Raw genomic sequence first — 13,994 nt, 5'->3', positions numbered from 1 at the left:
ATAGGCACCCGGTCTGCTTCCCGAATAGGCGATCAGTCCGCCGGTTTGGATGATCGTCCGTATTGTCAGCGCAGGCCATCGAGGCTTGAGACGCACTAGCCCGATCGACACGCACGATGACGGCCCGGCGAAACACCGAAATGACGCTTGAAGAAGCGTGCGAGGTGAGATTGGTCGGAAAACCCCGCGGCGACGGCGATTTCAGCGAGCGAAGCGCTGGTTTCCTCGAGCAGCCGCCGGGCGCGATTGACCCGCAGCACCTGCAGGTATTGGTGTGGTGTCCTGCCGGTGGTCGCAAGGAAGCGCGAGAAGAAGATCGTCCTGCTCAGCCCTATGCTCGTCGCGAGCTCGCCGAACTGGAAATTGCCGGCGAGATTGCTTTCGAGGAACTCGTCGATGCGCCGCATCTGCGCCGCCGAAAGCGTCGATCGAACGCCGCTGGAAAGCGGAAGGTCGTGCAGCTGCGCGTGCCGGGCAAGGACCTGCGCCGCGATGGCCTGGGCCAGGTAGGCGTTGCGGTAGTGGCTGCCGTCCGGGTCCGCGAGCAGTTCCCGGCAGGCCCGCAACAGATAGGACAAAGCAGGGTCGACGGCTCCTGCGAAGGACAGGATCTCGACATTGCGCACCGGCCGGCGGAACATCTGGCCGGCGATCTCGGTGATCATGCTCTCGCGGATGAACACGTTCAGGCAGTGGATCGTGTTCAGCAGGATGATCCTGTCGTCGATCCCCGGCGCTGCCAGGGAGACGCTGTTTCGCGCCATGATGCCCTTGAAGACGCGGCCGTTGCGGTTGAGCTCGGAATGCGCATCGTTATAGGGCAGCGTCAGCCACAACGATGTCAGGCGCGGTGTGCGTCCTTCGAACGGAGAGACCTCGGTGACGGCGACCGCGAGGTCGGACCAGCCGAGGCCGTCGCTGGATGCGACGATCCTCCGATGCGATGAAAAATCCAGGGATGTTTCCTCGAGGCTGAATTCCTGCGTGGCTGGGTATCTGGGAAGAACGGCGGATTGCGCCCTGAAATTTCCGGCCATCATTGCCCCGGTTGCTGTCGGTCACCAGTCTAGCCGACGAGTTTCGCGGGTGACAACATGGCGGTTCTTCCTGACCGATCCGTCGGCCCGACGGGCGGTCGCTGGCGGAGACGGCTGTCAGTCATCGTCGCCGTTCCTCCAGCGCCAGGGCCGGTCGCTCTTGACCCAGGCCACGAAGACGACGATCGCGGTCAGCGGCGTGACAATCATAAGATAGCGCAAGGGATGGTCCTCGCTGGTGCCGGACAACGCGACACAGATGACCGCGACGGCATAGAGGACGATGACGGTCCAGCCTTGCCATCCGTAGGGCAGGCCGGCGCCATAGCCGTATTTCTTCACCCGGAACCAGGGTTTTTTCATCGGATCCTCGCCGTCGTTTGCACAGGTCCACAGGATGATCGTGGAACATTACGCCGACATGGTGTGGTAGATCGGCTTTTGGCAGGCCCGGTTTTGTACGGCAGGATGTGATCGGCTTAGCGGATTCTAGTCGTTCAGATAGCGCCTTGCCACTGCCACCTCGGCCAGCAAGGCATCGGCGCTCCTGCCCAGCCGAACGTACTCGGCGGCTGCCTGCTCACGCGTTTCGATTTCCTTCAGGAGGATGTCGCGCACCTCCTCCTCGCTCAGCAGAAGCCTTTCGGTTTCGGCCGCGCCGCTGAAAAAGTCATGCTGGACATAGGACGGTTCATTCCGGCGCACGGGGGCTGCCTCGGCATTGTCGAGCGCGGCGATCAGCTCGCGCAGGATCGTCGCTTCGCCTTTGCTGCCCAGCTTCATCGCCGCGACCAGATCGGTCCGCAGGCGGGTTTTCATGTGGTCGCTTGCCGGCACCGGGTTTCTCCATTTGGCTTGCACGGGTGAGTCGTATTGCTCTATATAATACCATATAATAGACTAATGTAGAATTTTAAGGAGCAATTTGGAGTATGTCCGAAACCCTGCTTAGCGTCGATCAGGCCGCCGAACAGCTGAAGCTGCACCCCAAGACCGTGATCCGCTACATCCGCGACGGACGCCTGCCGGCGGCGCGGATCGGAAAATCCTATCGCATCGAGCAGGCCAGGCTGGATGCCTTTGCGGGGGTGGCGAGCGGTCACGCGACAAGCGACGTGCGGGCGACCTGTGTCGTCGACATCCCCGATATCACGCTGCAGTGCGCCGAGCGGCTGGCGACGTTCCTGGGGGCGGCCGCCATGACAGGCGATGCTTCCACGCCTGCCTTGCATCTCAGCACCGCCTTCGATCCAGCCACGGGAACCATGAAAGTCGTGCTGATCGGCAGCCCGTCCGATGCGGCGGGGCTGCTGCAGATGCTGCAACTGCAGCTGTCGCGTCCGGTTGCCGGATAGCCTTAAAATTCTCACAGCCGCCAGCGACATGCTTGTTGTGGTGCCGACGACGGACTGCGGCATCTTTACGTTTTCGACATTCGATGGCGACTATCCGTTCGCGGAGACGATGGCCACTGATCGAGCACGCACTCTTTGCCGGCACGCTCGGTGAACCGCAGGCGCAGGGAAAAACAATGACGAATTCCAAGGATATCGACCCAACCCTGCCTGTGCAGGGGCAGCTCGAGGCCTACAACGCCCGCGACATCGACGCGTTCATGCAGTGGTGGGCAGAGGACTGCCAGTATTTCGCTTTTCCCTCCACATTGCTCGCCGAGGGCACGGCGGCAATCCGCGCCCGGCACATCGAACGGTTCAAGGAGCCCGATCTGCATGGCCACCTGCTGTCGCGGATCGCGCTCGACAATCTTGTCATCGACCATGAAACCGTCACGCGGACATTTCCGGAGGGTGCAGGTGAGGTCGATGTTGTCTGCATCTATGAAGTGAGCGGTGGCAAGATCACCAAGGCATGGTTCAAGATGGGGCAACCGCGACTTCACCTCGCGACGAACTGAGGTTGCAAAACGCCTGTCCGGACGCAGATCGCGGTGGCGAGGTTGTGGACCGAGATTGGCCGCCCCGCCTTCACTCCTGCCCCATTCGTCAGGAGCGGCAATCCAATCTGGGCAGCAGATGCTTTAGCATGTCGCGTTGCACGAGGAAGGATCAGCTTTCATGGCCACGTTGACGCCACCCGCCGATGAATTCGCCGGACGCGAACAGTTGCGGACGAGCTCCGTCGAGTTCCGCAAGGAAGTCATCACGGTCGCCGACGGTATCTTTGCCGCGGTCGGTTATTCGGCCAGCAACGTCACGCTGATCCAGGGCGAGGAGGGCTCGATCGTCGTCGACACCGCCGCCAACCCGGTCGACGCGCAAGCCATCGCGGACGCCTTTGGCGACCGCCTCAGGCGTCCGGTCCGGGCGATCATCTACACCCACAACCATCCTGACCACTCCGGCGGCGCCACGGTCTTTGCCGGCGCCGACAGGCCGGAGATCTACAGCCACCGCACGCTGGTCGAAGCCGGCCCCGAATTCGGCAGGGGGCCGCGCGACGGCGGTGACGCCTTCGGCACCAGGCTTCCCGACGCGCTGTTCATCAATGCGGGCACGCAGCTCGAATATGGCCGTGTCACGCCACACACCCGAGAGGGCTTCCTGGCGCCGACACGCACCTTCGGTGGCGACAGCGAGACGATCGAGGTGGCCGGCGTGCGCCTGCAGCTCATCCATACGCCGGGCGAGTCGCCGGAGAACATCGCGGTCTGGATCGGCGCGAAGCGCGTCCTGATCCCCGGCGACGATGTCCTGAAATCCTACCCGAACCTGTCGCCCATCCGGGGCCTCAAGCTCAGGCCACCGGAGCGCTGGATCGCCAGCCTCGACAGGATGCTTGCGCTGAACGCCGACGCCATGGTGCAGGGGCACATGCGCCCGGTGCTCGGCCGGGACGAAGTCCGCAGGGCGCTGACCGATTACCGCGACGGCATCAGCACGGTGCTCGACCAGACGCTGGCCGGCATCCGGCAGGGCAGGACGCCGGACGAACTCGTGCAGGAGGTCAGGCTGTCGCCGGAACTCGCCGCCAGCCCGTATCTGCAGGAGTATTACGGCAGCGTCGCCTGGGCCGTGCGCGGCATCTATGCCGACTATGTCGGCTGGTTCGACGGCAACGCCACCAATCTGAACCCGCTGCCGCCGGCCGGGCGCGCCGCCCGGATGATCGAGATGGCAGGCGGACCGGACGGGATGCTGGCCCGCGCCGGACAGGCCATCGCAACGGGCGACTTCCAGTGGGCCGCCGAACTGGCCGACTGCCTGCTGGCACTGGACCCTGCCGACGCGGCGGCGAGGCAACTCAAGGCGCGCGCGCTGACCGAACTCGGCGAGCGCCAGCTCAACGCCACCGCCCGCAACTACTATCTGACCACGGCGCAGTTCCTGGAGGGGAGCGCCTAGAGCGTTCCGTTTTTCACGGAAACGCGGAAAAGCTCCAGGCTTTTGTTTTCGCCGCATTTTTGTAACGCCAAGTGATCCCGCTTGGCTGCAAAATGCTCTGGGTCAGTCTGCCGGTCGGTTGAACTGCAGCCGCACGCGCGTCAGGCCGCCGTCGCGATCGAACAGCAACGCGCCGTGATGCGCCTTGGCGACGTCCGCGGCGATGGCGAGACCGAGGCCCGATCCGTGCGACGCGATGCCCTTGGCGAAAGGCCGTATCAGGTCGAGCGGGTTCCTGCCGAAGCCGTCGCCATCGTCGAGCACATCGATCGACACCGTGGCGGCGTCCGTCGAGACTGCCACGATCAATTGGCTTCTGGCGCCGTGGGTCAGCGCATTGTCGATGAGATTGGCCAGTGCTTCGCGGATGCTCACCGCGTCGCCGTCGATGATGGCGGGACCATCGGCCGGCCTGAACACCACCTCGACCTCGCGCGGCAGCGCCAGCGGCACCGCCGTCGCGAGCACCGTCTTTGCCAGCGTGCTGAGATCGACCGGGGCGGCCGCGGTGGCATCGGCGCGATGGATGACCATGGCGTGGTCGAGCAGCTGCCCGGTCAGGCGGCCGAGCTCGGTCGTGCGCTCGCGGATGCGATGGACCGTTTCCTGCCGGCGTCCGGGGGGCTGCGTGTTGGACAGGATCTCGACCTGCGCGTCGAGCGCCGCGAGCGGCGTGCGGATCTGGTGCGCGGCATCGGCGATGAAGCGCTGGGTCGTCGCCATGCGTTCCGACAGCCGGCGCATGAAGTCGTCTATGGCATGGACCAGGTTGCGGATCTCCAGCGGCGGGCGCGCCTGGATCGGGCGCAGGTCCTCGGGGCGGCGCTGCGTGATCTCCCGTTCGATCTCGGCGAGCGGCTTCAGGGCGAAGCGCACCGCGAAGCCGACGGCAAGCAGCGCCAGCACGCTCATCGCGCCGATGACCAGGAAGGCCTTGGTGGCGAGGTCGCGTGCCAGCGCTGCCCGCGCATTGACCGTCTGGGCGACGACGATGGTGGCCCAGCTGCCCGGCGAGGCGTGTTCGACCTGTTTCGCCAGTGTCGCGATGCGTACCTTCCGGCCCTGGTACTGGCCGTCCTCGATCACCACGCCGCGCCGGATGGCTTCGCTATTGGCCAGGGAGGTCAGGTCCTCATAGCCGGCGACGACCACGCCGCGCGCATCGACCACCTTGTAGAACACCATGTCATAGGCTGCGAGCGTCGAGATCGCCGCCACCGGCGGGTCGACGGTGACGACATTGCCCTGCACATAGACATTCTCGGCGATCTGGATCGTCCCTCCGGCCAGCAGCCGGTCATAGGCCTGCTGCGCCGCCAGCGAGGTCGACTGCCAGGCGGCGAGCCCGAGCAGGATCGCGCCGCCGCCAAGCACCGCCGACAGCACGGCGATGATGCGGACATGCAGCGAAAGGCCGAGGTCACGCCGTGGCAAGCTTGTATCCCAGTCCGCGAATGGTGCTGATCTCGATCGAAGTGTCGCCCAGCTTGCGCCTGAGCCGGGCAACGAACTGCTCGATGGCGTTAGGGCTCGGTTCCTGGTCGAAGTTGAACAGCTGTTCGACCAGCTCTTCCTTCGAGACGATGCGGTCGCGGCGGATGGCCAGGATTTCCAGCACCGTCAGCTCGCGCCGGGTGAGGTTCAGCGGCCGCCCCGCCAGCGTCGCGATGCGGCCGGCCCGGTCGATCTCCAGCGGCCCGACGCTCAGCCTGTTGTCGCTGGCCCCGGCGCTGCGCCGCAGCAGCGCGCGGGCACGTGCTTCCATCTCGCCATAGTCGAACGGCTTGACCAGATAGTCGTCGGCACCGAGGTCGAGCGCGCTGATGCGTTCGTCGACGGCCGAGCGGGCGGTGATGACCAGCACGGGTGTCGCCAGCTTGCGGGCCCGCATGCCTTTCAGCACGCGCATGCCGTCCTCGCCGGGCAGGGTGAGGTCGAGGATGACCAGGTCGTAGGCCTGCACCTCCAGCAGCTCGGCAGCGGTGCGGCCATTGGCTTCCCAGTCGACGGCGTGGCCGATCTTCTCCAGCCGCATGACGATGGCTTCGGCGATGTCGGCGGTGTCTTCGACGACGAGCACGCGCAATGGGCAGGCATCCTTAGCCGGAGTCAGGTGGGAGTCAGGAAGCTAGGCTAATAACACGGCCGACACTGCATGTGCACAGGTAAACAGGGAGGACCGATGCACGCTCCAGTCGCGACAGGCACCTTTGCGCCCATTCTTTCGGTCGAAGGTGTGACGCTCCAGTACAAGACGCCCGATGTCGTGGTCACCGCCACGCGGCGTGTTTCCTTCGATGTCTTCCAGTCCGATCGTTTCGTGCTGCTCGGCCCGTCCGGCTGCGGCAAGTCGACCTTGCTGAAGGCGATCGGCGGCTACCTCAACCCCGTCGAGGGCCACATCCGCCTGAAAGGGCGCGAGGTCTCGACGCCGGGACCGGACCGCATGATGGTGTTCCAGGAGTTCGACCAGCTCCTGCCCTGGAAGACGGTGCGCCAGAACGTCGTGTTCGCGCTCACCGCAAGCGGCAGGGCCACTGCCGCAGAGGCCGAGGAACGGGCCAGGTCCTACATCGACAAGGTCGGGCTGACCAAGTTCATCGACAGCTATCCGCACATGCTGTCGGGCGGCATGAAGCAGCGCGTGGCGATCGCCCGCGGCATGGCGATGGAACCCGACGTGCTCTTGATGGACGAGCCCTTCGCCGCGCTCGACGCGCTGACCCGGCGCAAGATGCAGGACGAGCTGCTGCGCCTGTGGGACGACACCCGCTTCACGGTGCTGTTCGTCACCCACTCTATCGAGGAGGCGATCCGCGTCGGCACGCGCATCCTACTGCTGTCGCCGCATCCCGGCCAGGTTCGCGCCGAGCTGAACAGCATCCCCGCCGATGCGCTCGGCACCGGCTCGCAGGCCGCGCTCGAGACCCGCATCAACGACATGCTCTTTGCGACGCATTGAGGGATAGATCATGACCAGTCTTGTCTTTCCGCGCGCGGAAATCGTGCACGACGTCCAGTCCAGCGATGCCCCGGTCGTCGCCAAATCCATCGGCGCGTTCGAGCGCATCTACCGCATCGGCTTCGTGCGCAAGGCGGTCATCCTGGCCGTGCTGGCGCTGGCCTGGGAGGCCTATGGCCGCTGGCTCGGCAACCCGCTGCTGTTCCCGACCTTCAGCCAGACCGTCGAGGCCTTCGTCACCAACATCGCCAACGGCGTCATCCCGCAGCGCATGATGGTGTCGCTGCAGACGCTGGTCATCGGCTATTCCATCGGCATCACGCTGGCGGCACTGTTGACGACGCTGGCGATCGGCTCGCGCATCGGCGCCGACCTGCTCGAGACGCTGACCTCGATGTTCAACCCGCTGCCGGCCATCGCGCTGTTGCCGCTGGCGCTGATCTGGTTCGGGCTGGGCTCCGGCAGCGTCGTCTTCGTGCTGGTGCATTCGGTGCTGTGGGCGATCGCGCTCAACACCCATGCCGGCTTCCGCTCGGTGTCGAACACGCTGCGCATGGTCGGCCAGAACTATGGCCTGCGCGGGCTGAGCCTGGTGCGCTATGTGCTGATCCCGGCGGCCTTTCCGGCGATCCTGACCGGCCTGAAGATCGGCTGGGCCTTCGCCTGGCGCACCCTCATCGCGGCCGAACTCGTCTTCGGCGTGTCCTCGGGCTCGGGCGGCCTCGGCTGGTTCATCTTCGAGAACCGCAACCAGCTCGAAACCGCCAACGTCTTTGCCGGTCTGTTCACCGTGATCCTGATCGGCCTGTTCGTCGAATACGTCATCTTCGCCACGATCGAAAAACACACGATCCGCCGCTGGGGCATGCAGCACTAGGGCATGCTCCCGAACCGAAGGCCGGCAAAGCAAAAGCGGGAACCGGTTTTCGGAAAAGATCATACCCAACAAAAAACCAGATCGGGATGACACCTTAGCGCCATCCCGATGCGGACACCAAAATCCAAAGGGAGGAAATGGATGAAACTGAAGAACTGGCTTTGCGGCGCGCTCGCCGCAGTGACGATCGCGTCCATGTCGATGCCCGCAAGGGCCGAGGTCAGCGAGGTGCGCATCTCGAAAGGCTTCGGCATCCTCTACCTGCCGCTGATCGTCATGCAGGACCAGAAGCTGCTCGAGAAGCGCGCCAAGGAGGCCGGCCTCGGCGACATCAAGGTCGACTGGCTGATGCTGGACGGCGGCAATGTCATCAACGATGCGATGATGGCCGGCACGCTCGATTTCGCTGGCACCGGCGCGCCCGGCTTCATCACGCTGTGGTCGAAGGCGAGGGGCATTCCCGGCGTCGAGGTCGTCGGCGTCTCGGGCATGAGCTCGGTGTCGCTCTGGCTGAACAGCAACAAGCCCGAGCTGAAGTCGCTGAAGGACTTCACCCCTGCCGACAAGATCGCGCTGCCAGGCATCAAGACCTCGCTCGCCGCCGTCGTGCTGCAGATGATCTCGGCCAAGGAATTCGGCGAGGAGAACTACGCCAGGATGGATCCGCTCACCGTCAGCCTGCCGCATCCGGAAGGGGTGGCGGCGCTCGTCGGCGGCAAGACCGAGATCAAGGCGCACTTCACCTCGCCGCCCTTCCAGTACATCGAGGCGAAATCGCCCGGCGTGCACACGGTGCTGAATTCCGTCGACTATCTCGGCAACATCACGCTCGACGTCACCTTCGCGCCGAAGAAGTTCGTCGATGCCAACCCGAAGATGACGCAGGCCTTCATCGACGCGATGGACGATGCCAACGCGCTGATCGCCAAGGACAAGAAGCTGGCGGCCGAGATCTTCGCCCGCGGCTCCAAGACCAAGGTCGAGCCGGCCGACGTCCAGGAGATGATCGAGGACAAGGACGCGCGCTTCTCGACCACGCCCAACGGCGTCATGCAGTTCGCCGACTTCATGCACCGGGCCGGCACCATCAAGGTCAAGCCCGGCAGCTGGAGCGACATGTTCGTGCCGCAGCTCTCGGGCCGGCAGGGCAGCTGATCTCTTTGGCCTGAAATCGCGAAACCCGCCGGGACTGACCCGGCGGGTTTCGCGCCGTTTCAGTTCCGAAGGCAAGTCTGCGGGAACCCGGCGCCCGGGGATACGTTTTCGAATTCATGGAAGAGTTCATCGACCGCTTCGGGCAACCGACATGGCTGCCTTTTTCCGTGGTGTCGGCCCGGCTGCTGCTGGCAGCGGCACTTGGCGCGGTTGTCGGCATGGAGCGCGAATGGCGCAACCGGCCGGCGGGCCTGCGCACGCATATCCTGATCTGCCTGGCGACCGCCGCCATCGCCATCCTGACCATCGAGATCACCCATGTCGACGTCTTTGCCGGGCAGGAGATCAGGATCGATCCGATCCGGCTGGTCGAGGCGACGACCGCCGGTGTGGCCTTCCTGGCCGCCGGCCTGATCTTCTTCGCCAAGGGCGAGGTCCACGGCCTCACCACCGGCGCCGGCATGTGGCTGGCCGGCGCCATCGGCCTGGCGGTCGGGCTCGGCTTCTGGCAGATCGCCCTGCTCGCGACCGTGCTGGCTGTGATCGTGCTTGGCCTGTTGCAGCTGGTGCGCATCGACGGGACCGACAAGACGGACCCGTGAGAAAGACCAAACACAGGCCGGTCCTGTTCCATCACGCCGTGAAGTAACCCGGCTGGTCGATGTCGGCGATGAGGTCCGGGCCCTTCGGCTTCCAGCCGAGCAGCCTGCGCGTCTGCTCTGCCGACGCCGACATGTTGGTGCCGGCGAAATGCGCGAACCAGCCGAAATGTTCCGCCGGGCGCGGTTCGACAGGCAGGCCGAGCCGGCGGCCGATCACCTTGGCGATCTCCCTGAACGGCACGCTCTCGTCGGCCACGGCATGGTAGGCCTGCTCCGTCACGCCCTGTTCCAGCGCCAGCCGGTAGACGCGTGCAGCGTCCAGCCGGTGAACGCCCGCCCAGGCATTGGCGCCGTCGTCGATGTAGGCCGAGACGCCCTTTTCGCGCGCCATGCGGATCAGCAGCGGCACGAAGCCGTAGTCGCCGATGCCATGCACGGACGGCGCCAGCCGCACCGTTGCCGCATGGATGCCGCGCTCGGCGAGCGCACGTGCCGCGACTTCCGATTTTCTCAGTGATGCGGGATTGGGGATGTCCGCTTCGGTCGCCCCGCGCGGCAGCCCGAGCAGGCCCGATGTCACCAGGAGCGGGCGCCGTGATCCGGCGAGCGCGCTGCCCAGCGTCGCGATCACATGCTGGTCATGCGCGGCACTTTCGAGGAACCTGGAGAAGTCGTGGTTGAACGCGGTGTGGATCACCGCATCGGCGGCCGCTGCCGCGCTGCGCAGGGCGTCGTCGTCCTCCAGCGTGGCGCGAACCACATGCGCGCCTTTCCAGGCAAGTGCTGCCGCCTTCTCCGGATCGCGGGCAAGGCCCGTGACCGTATGGCCGGCTTCTATCAGATCGTCGACGACAGCCGAGCCCACCCAGCCGGTGGCGCCTGTTACGAAGACATGCATGACATTGTTCTCCTTGTTTCGCGGGCCCGGTTCGCGAGCCGCCTGCAGGGTTGATTGTTCAGGTTTCCAGGGCGCGGGCTTGTGCCCGCGGAACCGAGATCGCCATTGAGAGGCCGAGCGTTGCGGCAAGGCCGCCGATCAGGAACACCGGCGGATAGCCCATGCGGTCAGCCAGGATGCCGACAAGCGGTCCCGTCGCGCCGTAGGCGAGATCCTGGAAGGCAGCGAAGCCGCCCAGGGCCGTCCCACGCAGATTCGGGGGCACCTGCTTGACGATCTCGGCGCCCATCGCCGGAAACACCATCGAGCAGCCGAGGCCTGTCAGCAGCGCACCAGCCAGTGCCGAATAAGGACCGGGCGCCAGCCAGATGAGATATTGTCCGCCGGCCTCGACCAGCAGCGAGGCTATGGCGACGGGCGTTCCGCCGATCCGGTCTGGCAGGTTGCCGCACACCAGGCGCATCGCAACGAAGCCGACGCCGAAGAAGGTCAGGCCAAGCCCGGCATGGGGCCAGCCGCGGCTGAGAAAGTACAGCGAAAGGAAGGCGCCGAGCGCGGCAAAGCCGACGCCTTGCAGTCCGACGACGGCGCCCGGGCGCCAGATGCGTCCGATGATACGCCAGAAAGACTCGCGCTGGCCGGCATGGGGGGCCACCGCCGGAAGCCAGTGAATGGCGGCGAGTCCGACAAGCGGCAGCATCGTGCAGACGGCCATCAGTCCGGCGAAACCCACATGATCCAGCAGCGCCAGTCCCAGCGGTCCGCCCGCAGCGAAGGCGCCGTACATGCCGATGCCGACCAAGGCTATGACAGCACCGGCGCGCGCATGCCCCATCAGCCCGATCGCCCAGCTGATCATGCCGACCATGGCGACGCTTTCACCCAATCCGAGCAACAGCCGCCCGCCGACCAGCACCGCATAGGCGGCATTGGAATGAAGCCCAGACCAGCTGGCCGTGGCGCAGACCAGCCCGGCCAGCGCATAGAGGATCAGGCCGCGCTGCATGCACAGCTTGCCGCCGAGGCGGTCGGCCCACGCGCCGGCACGGGCGCGTGTCGGATCGTCGACAGGAAAGCAATGCCGACGGCGAGCCCGCCCCAGGCATTGCCGAGGCCCAATCCGTTCACGACATGGATCGGCACCGCTGGCAGCGACATCGCCACGGTGAGATAAGACAAAAAAAGCGCAGCCGTCAGCGCGACGACACGGCGGTACGCCAGCCGTTCGATAGCAGTCATGTTCCTGTGGTCCTGATTGAATTCGGGCGACGCGGCAGGCGCGTCGCATGAGCAATCTGCACGAGCCTTGCCCGGCCGGTTCAGCCGACCTGTTTGGTTCTGCCCACCCAGACCGAGAGCTCGACATCCTCGTCGAAGGGCAGCGACAGGTAGCCCTGCGCCGTGTCGCGCACCCGCTGCAGATATTCGGGGCACATGTCGGCATTGTCCGCCACCACGATGGCGCCCGGCTTCAGCCGGGGCTCCAGCAGGCTGAGGACTTCCGGATAGATCGCCTTGGCGCCGTCGAGCAGCACGAGGTCGATCGTCTCGGGAAGATCGGTTGCCAGGGTCTTCAACGCGTCGCCTTCGCGGATCTCGACGAGGTCGGCCAGGCCGCCGGCTTCGATGTGCTGCCGCGCGCGCACCACCTTGGACGGCTCGAATTCGGTCGTCACCAGCCGGCCGCCGCCATTGTCGCGCAGCGCCGCCGCCAGATGCAGGGTCGATATGCCGAAGGAGGTGCCGAACTCGACGATCGAACGGGCGCCGCTGCCGCGTGCCAGCATGTAGAGCAGGGTTCCGGTCTTCTCGGAGACGGGAAGCCAGAGGTCCTTCATGCGCCCGTAGAGGTCGAGATATTCGGTCTTGCTGTCGAACAGCCGGGCCCGATCGGCGGCGCCGATGGTGGCCGCGCTCGAGCCGGATGTCGCCGCCTCGTTGAACAGGCGCTCCAGCAAAGGCGCCAGCGGGGTTGTCGTCAATGTGTTCACGTCTGTCTCCGATCGATCTTTCTTTCGTGGGCTCTTAGGTACGACGCGCCGGCCGAACCCGCTAATCGCATTGCATCAGGGAACCTCGGCGGAAGGCCAACCAGTTGTTTTCACGATCGAAACCGGCGCTGAACAGCCTGCTGACAGGGCTTACGGAAGGCGGCATGGCGGGAATGTTCAGATTTGGCACGGCCTTGCGTGCCGCTCGCTATCGGCCTAGCTGTGCGTGGCTTTCATCGCCAGGACCGGCATGCCACCACGACGCCCGACGATCTCGCAGACCAAAAAACCGCGGCAGGCCCGCTCGGCCGAACTGGTGGCGGCGATCCTCGAGGCCGCAGTCCAGGTGCTGGCGCGGGAAGGCATCAAGCGTTTCACCATGGCGCGCGTGGCGGAGCGCACCGGCGCCAGCATCGGCTCGCTCTACCAGTATTTCCCCAACAAGGCCGCGATCCTGTTTCGCCTGCAAAGCGACGAATGGCGCCAGACCACGGAAATGCTGCGCACCGTCCTGCAGGATCGGGAGAGGGCGCCGCTGGAGCGCTTGCGGACACTCGTGCGGGCCTTCATCCGTTCGGAATGCGCGGAAGCCGAGGTGCGTGGCGCGCTGGACAGCGTCGCCCCGCTCTACCGCGATGCGCCGGAAGCGCGGGAAGCGCGCGCCGAGGGCGACGGCATCATCGAGGCCTTCATGGCGGAAGCGCTGCCCGGCGTGCCGCAGACGACGCGCGACACCGCCACAGACCTGGTCATGTCGACCATGGCGGCGCTGGGCAAGGAGTTCTCCGAGAGCCCGCGCAGCGATGCCGAGATGGATGCCTATGCCGACGCCATGGCGGACATGTTCTGTGCCTATCTCGAAACGCTTGGGCGCAAGGGCGGTTGGCCAACTGGTGGCGGCGAACCCTCGCCCCTCAGGCCGCCCGCGCCGGTTTGGTCGCGGTGATGCCGTCGATGCCCCAAGGGAAGCGCGCTGGGGGCGACAGATGTGCCTGTCTCGAAACGCTTGGCCGCAAGGGCGGTTGAGGATTTCGGGCCACCGGTCCGTCCGGCATCGTCATGACCTGAACG

The 13,994-nt window shown here is 65.5% G+C and carries 17 protein-coding genes; 8 read left to right on the top strand and 9 right to left on the bottom strand.

The window, feature by feature from the left end:
• Positions 1 to 95: 95 nt before the first annotated feature.
• The 3 genes from C1M53_RS07225 to C1M53_RS07215 form a co-directional block, all read right to left on the bottom strand.
• Positions 96 to 1,040 (bottom strand): AraC family transcriptional regulator, encoded by a 945-nt coding sequence (locus C1M53_RS07225; protein ID WP_129411619.1) that lies wholly within the window; start codon positions 1,038 to 1,040, stop codon positions 96 to 98.
• A 114-nt stretch (positions 1,041 to 1,154) separates the two neighbouring features.
• Positions 1,155 to 1,400 (bottom strand): hypothetical protein, encoded by a 246-nt coding sequence (locus C1M53_RS07220; RefSeq protein ID WP_129411618.1) that lies wholly within the window; start codon positions 1,398 to 1,400, stop codon positions 1,155 to 1,157.
• Between the two features lie 126 nt (positions 1,401 to 1,526).
• Positions 1,527 to 1,874, bottom strand: coding sequence for a GatB/YqeY domain-containing protein (locus C1M53_RS07215; protein WP_129411617.1), 348 nt, complete (start codon positions 1,872 to 1,874; stop codon positions 1,527 to 1,529).
• A 95-nt stretch (positions 1,875 to 1,969) separates the two neighbouring features.
• Here C1M53_RS07215 and C1M53_RS07210 point away from each other — a divergent pair, with 95 nt between their 5' ends.
• The 3 genes from C1M53_RS07210 to C1M53_RS07200 all read left to right on the top strand — a co-directional run bounded on the left by C1M53_RS07210 (position 1,970) and on the right by C1M53_RS07200 (position 4,399).
• A complete protein-coding gene (locus C1M53_RS07210) occupies positions 1,970 to 2,392 on the top strand; it encodes a helix-turn-helix domain-containing protein (RefSeq protein WP_129411616.1) in 423 nt (140 codons plus the stop codon).
• A 176-nt stretch (positions 2,393 to 2,568) separates the two neighbouring features.
• Positions 2,569 to 2,952, top strand: coding sequence for a nuclear transport factor 2 family protein (locus C1M53_RS07205; protein WP_129411615.1), 384 nt, complete (start codon positions 2,569 to 2,571; stop codon positions 2,950 to 2,952).
• Between the two features lie 160 nt (positions 2,953 to 3,112).
• A complete protein-coding gene (locus C1M53_RS07200; RefSeq protein WP_129411614.1) occupies positions 3,113 to 4,399 on the top strand; it encodes an alkyl/aryl-sulfatase in 1,287 nt (428 codons plus the stop codon).
• A gap of 102 nt (positions 4,400 to 4,501) precedes the next feature.
• On the opposite strand, the gene C1M53_RS07195 is transcribed toward C1M53_RS07200, so the two are convergent.
• Complete coding sequence (locus C1M53_RS07195; RefSeq protein WP_129411613.1) at positions 4,502 to 5,872, bottom strand: sensor histidine kinase; 1,371 nt, start codon at positions 5,870 to 5,872, stop codon at positions 4,502 to 4,504.
• Entirely contained in the window at positions 5,859 to 6,524 is a 666-nt protein-coding gene (locus C1M53_RS07190; RefSeq protein ID WP_129411612.1) for a response regulator transcription factor, read from the bottom strand. Before C1M53_RS07190 ends, C1M53_RS07195 begins: the two co-directional genes overlap by 14 nt.
• Positions 6,525 to 6,620: 96 nt before the next feature.
• Between C1M53_RS07190 and C1M53_RS07185 the strand changes: the two genes are divergently transcribed.
• The 4 genes from C1M53_RS07185 (at position 6,621) to C1M53_RS07170 (ending at position 10,034) form a co-directional block, all read left to right on the top strand.
• A complete protein-coding gene (locus tag C1M53_RS07185) occupies positions 6,621 to 7,400 on the top strand; it encodes an ABC transporter ATP-binding protein (RefSeq protein WP_129411611.1) in 780 nt (259 codons plus the stop codon).
• A gap of 10 nt (positions 7,401 to 7,410) precedes the next feature.
• Complete coding sequence (locus C1M53_RS07180; RefSeq protein ID WP_129411610.1) at positions 7,411 to 8,277, top strand: ABC transporter permease; 867 nt, start codon at positions 7,411 to 7,413, stop codon at positions 8,275 to 8,277.
• 141 nt (positions 8,278 to 8,418) lie between these two features.
• A complete protein-coding gene (locus tag C1M53_RS07175) occupies positions 8,419 to 9,432 on the top strand; it encodes an ABC transporter substrate-binding protein (RefSeq protein ID WP_129411609.1) in 1,014 nt (337 codons plus the stop codon).
• A 116-nt stretch (positions 9,433 to 9,548) separates the two neighbouring features.
• The gene (locus C1M53_RS07170) at positions 9,549 to 10,034 is read left to right on the top strand and encodes an MgtC/SapB family protein (protein ID WP_129411608.1); all 486 of its coding nucleotides are present in this window, start codon (positions 9,549 to 9,551) and stop codon (positions 10,032 to 10,034) included.
• Positions 10,035 to 10,065: 31 nt separating this feature from the next.
• Here C1M53_RS07170 and C1M53_RS07165 read toward each other — a convergent pair whose 3' ends face one another.
• From C1M53_RS07165 to C1M53_RS07155, 4 genes are all read right to left on the bottom strand, one after another.
• The gene (locus C1M53_RS07165; protein ID WP_129411607.1) at positions 10,066 to 10,932 is read right to left on the bottom strand and encodes an SDR family oxidoreductase; all 867 of its coding nucleotides are present in this window, start codon (positions 10,930 to 10,932) and stop codon (positions 10,066 to 10,068) included.
• 58 nt (positions 10,933 to 10,990) lie between these two features.
• Positions 10,991 to 11,938: an MFS transporter gene (locus C1M53_RS07160; protein ID WP_245488473.1), complete on the bottom strand. Its 948-nt coding sequence runs from the start codon at positions 11,936 to 11,938 to the stop codon at positions 10,991 to 10,993.
• Positions 11,923 to 12,171 (bottom strand): hypothetical protein, encoded by a 249-nt coding sequence (locus C1M53_RS32035; protein ID WP_245488472.1) that lies wholly within the window; start codon positions 12,169 to 12,171, stop codon positions 11,923 to 11,925. Before C1M53_RS32035 ends, C1M53_RS07160 begins: the two co-directional genes overlap by 16 nt.
• 80 nt (positions 12,172 to 12,251) lie before the next feature.
• Positions 12,252 to 12,923, bottom strand: coding sequence for an O-methyltransferase (locus tag C1M53_RS07155; RefSeq protein WP_129411606.1), 672 nt, complete (start codon positions 12,921 to 12,923; stop codon positions 12,252 to 12,254).
• Positions 12,924 to 13,173: 250 nt separating this feature from the next.
• Here C1M53_RS07155 and C1M53_RS07150 point away from each other — a divergent pair, with 250 nt between their 5' ends.
• Entirely contained in the window at positions 13,174 to 13,869 is a 696-nt protein-coding gene (locus tag C1M53_RS07150; protein ID WP_129411605.1) for a TetR family transcriptional regulator, read from the top strand.
• Positions 13,870 to 13,994: the final 125 nt, after the last annotated feature.

It is taken from the genome of Mesorhizobium sp. Pch-S (genome assembly GCF_004136315.1).
Classification (GTDB): domain Bacteria; phylum Pseudomonadota; class Alphaproteobacteria; order Rhizobiales; family Rhizobiaceae; genus Mesorhizobium.
This window is presented reverse-complemented; position numbering and strand designations above follow the sequence as displayed.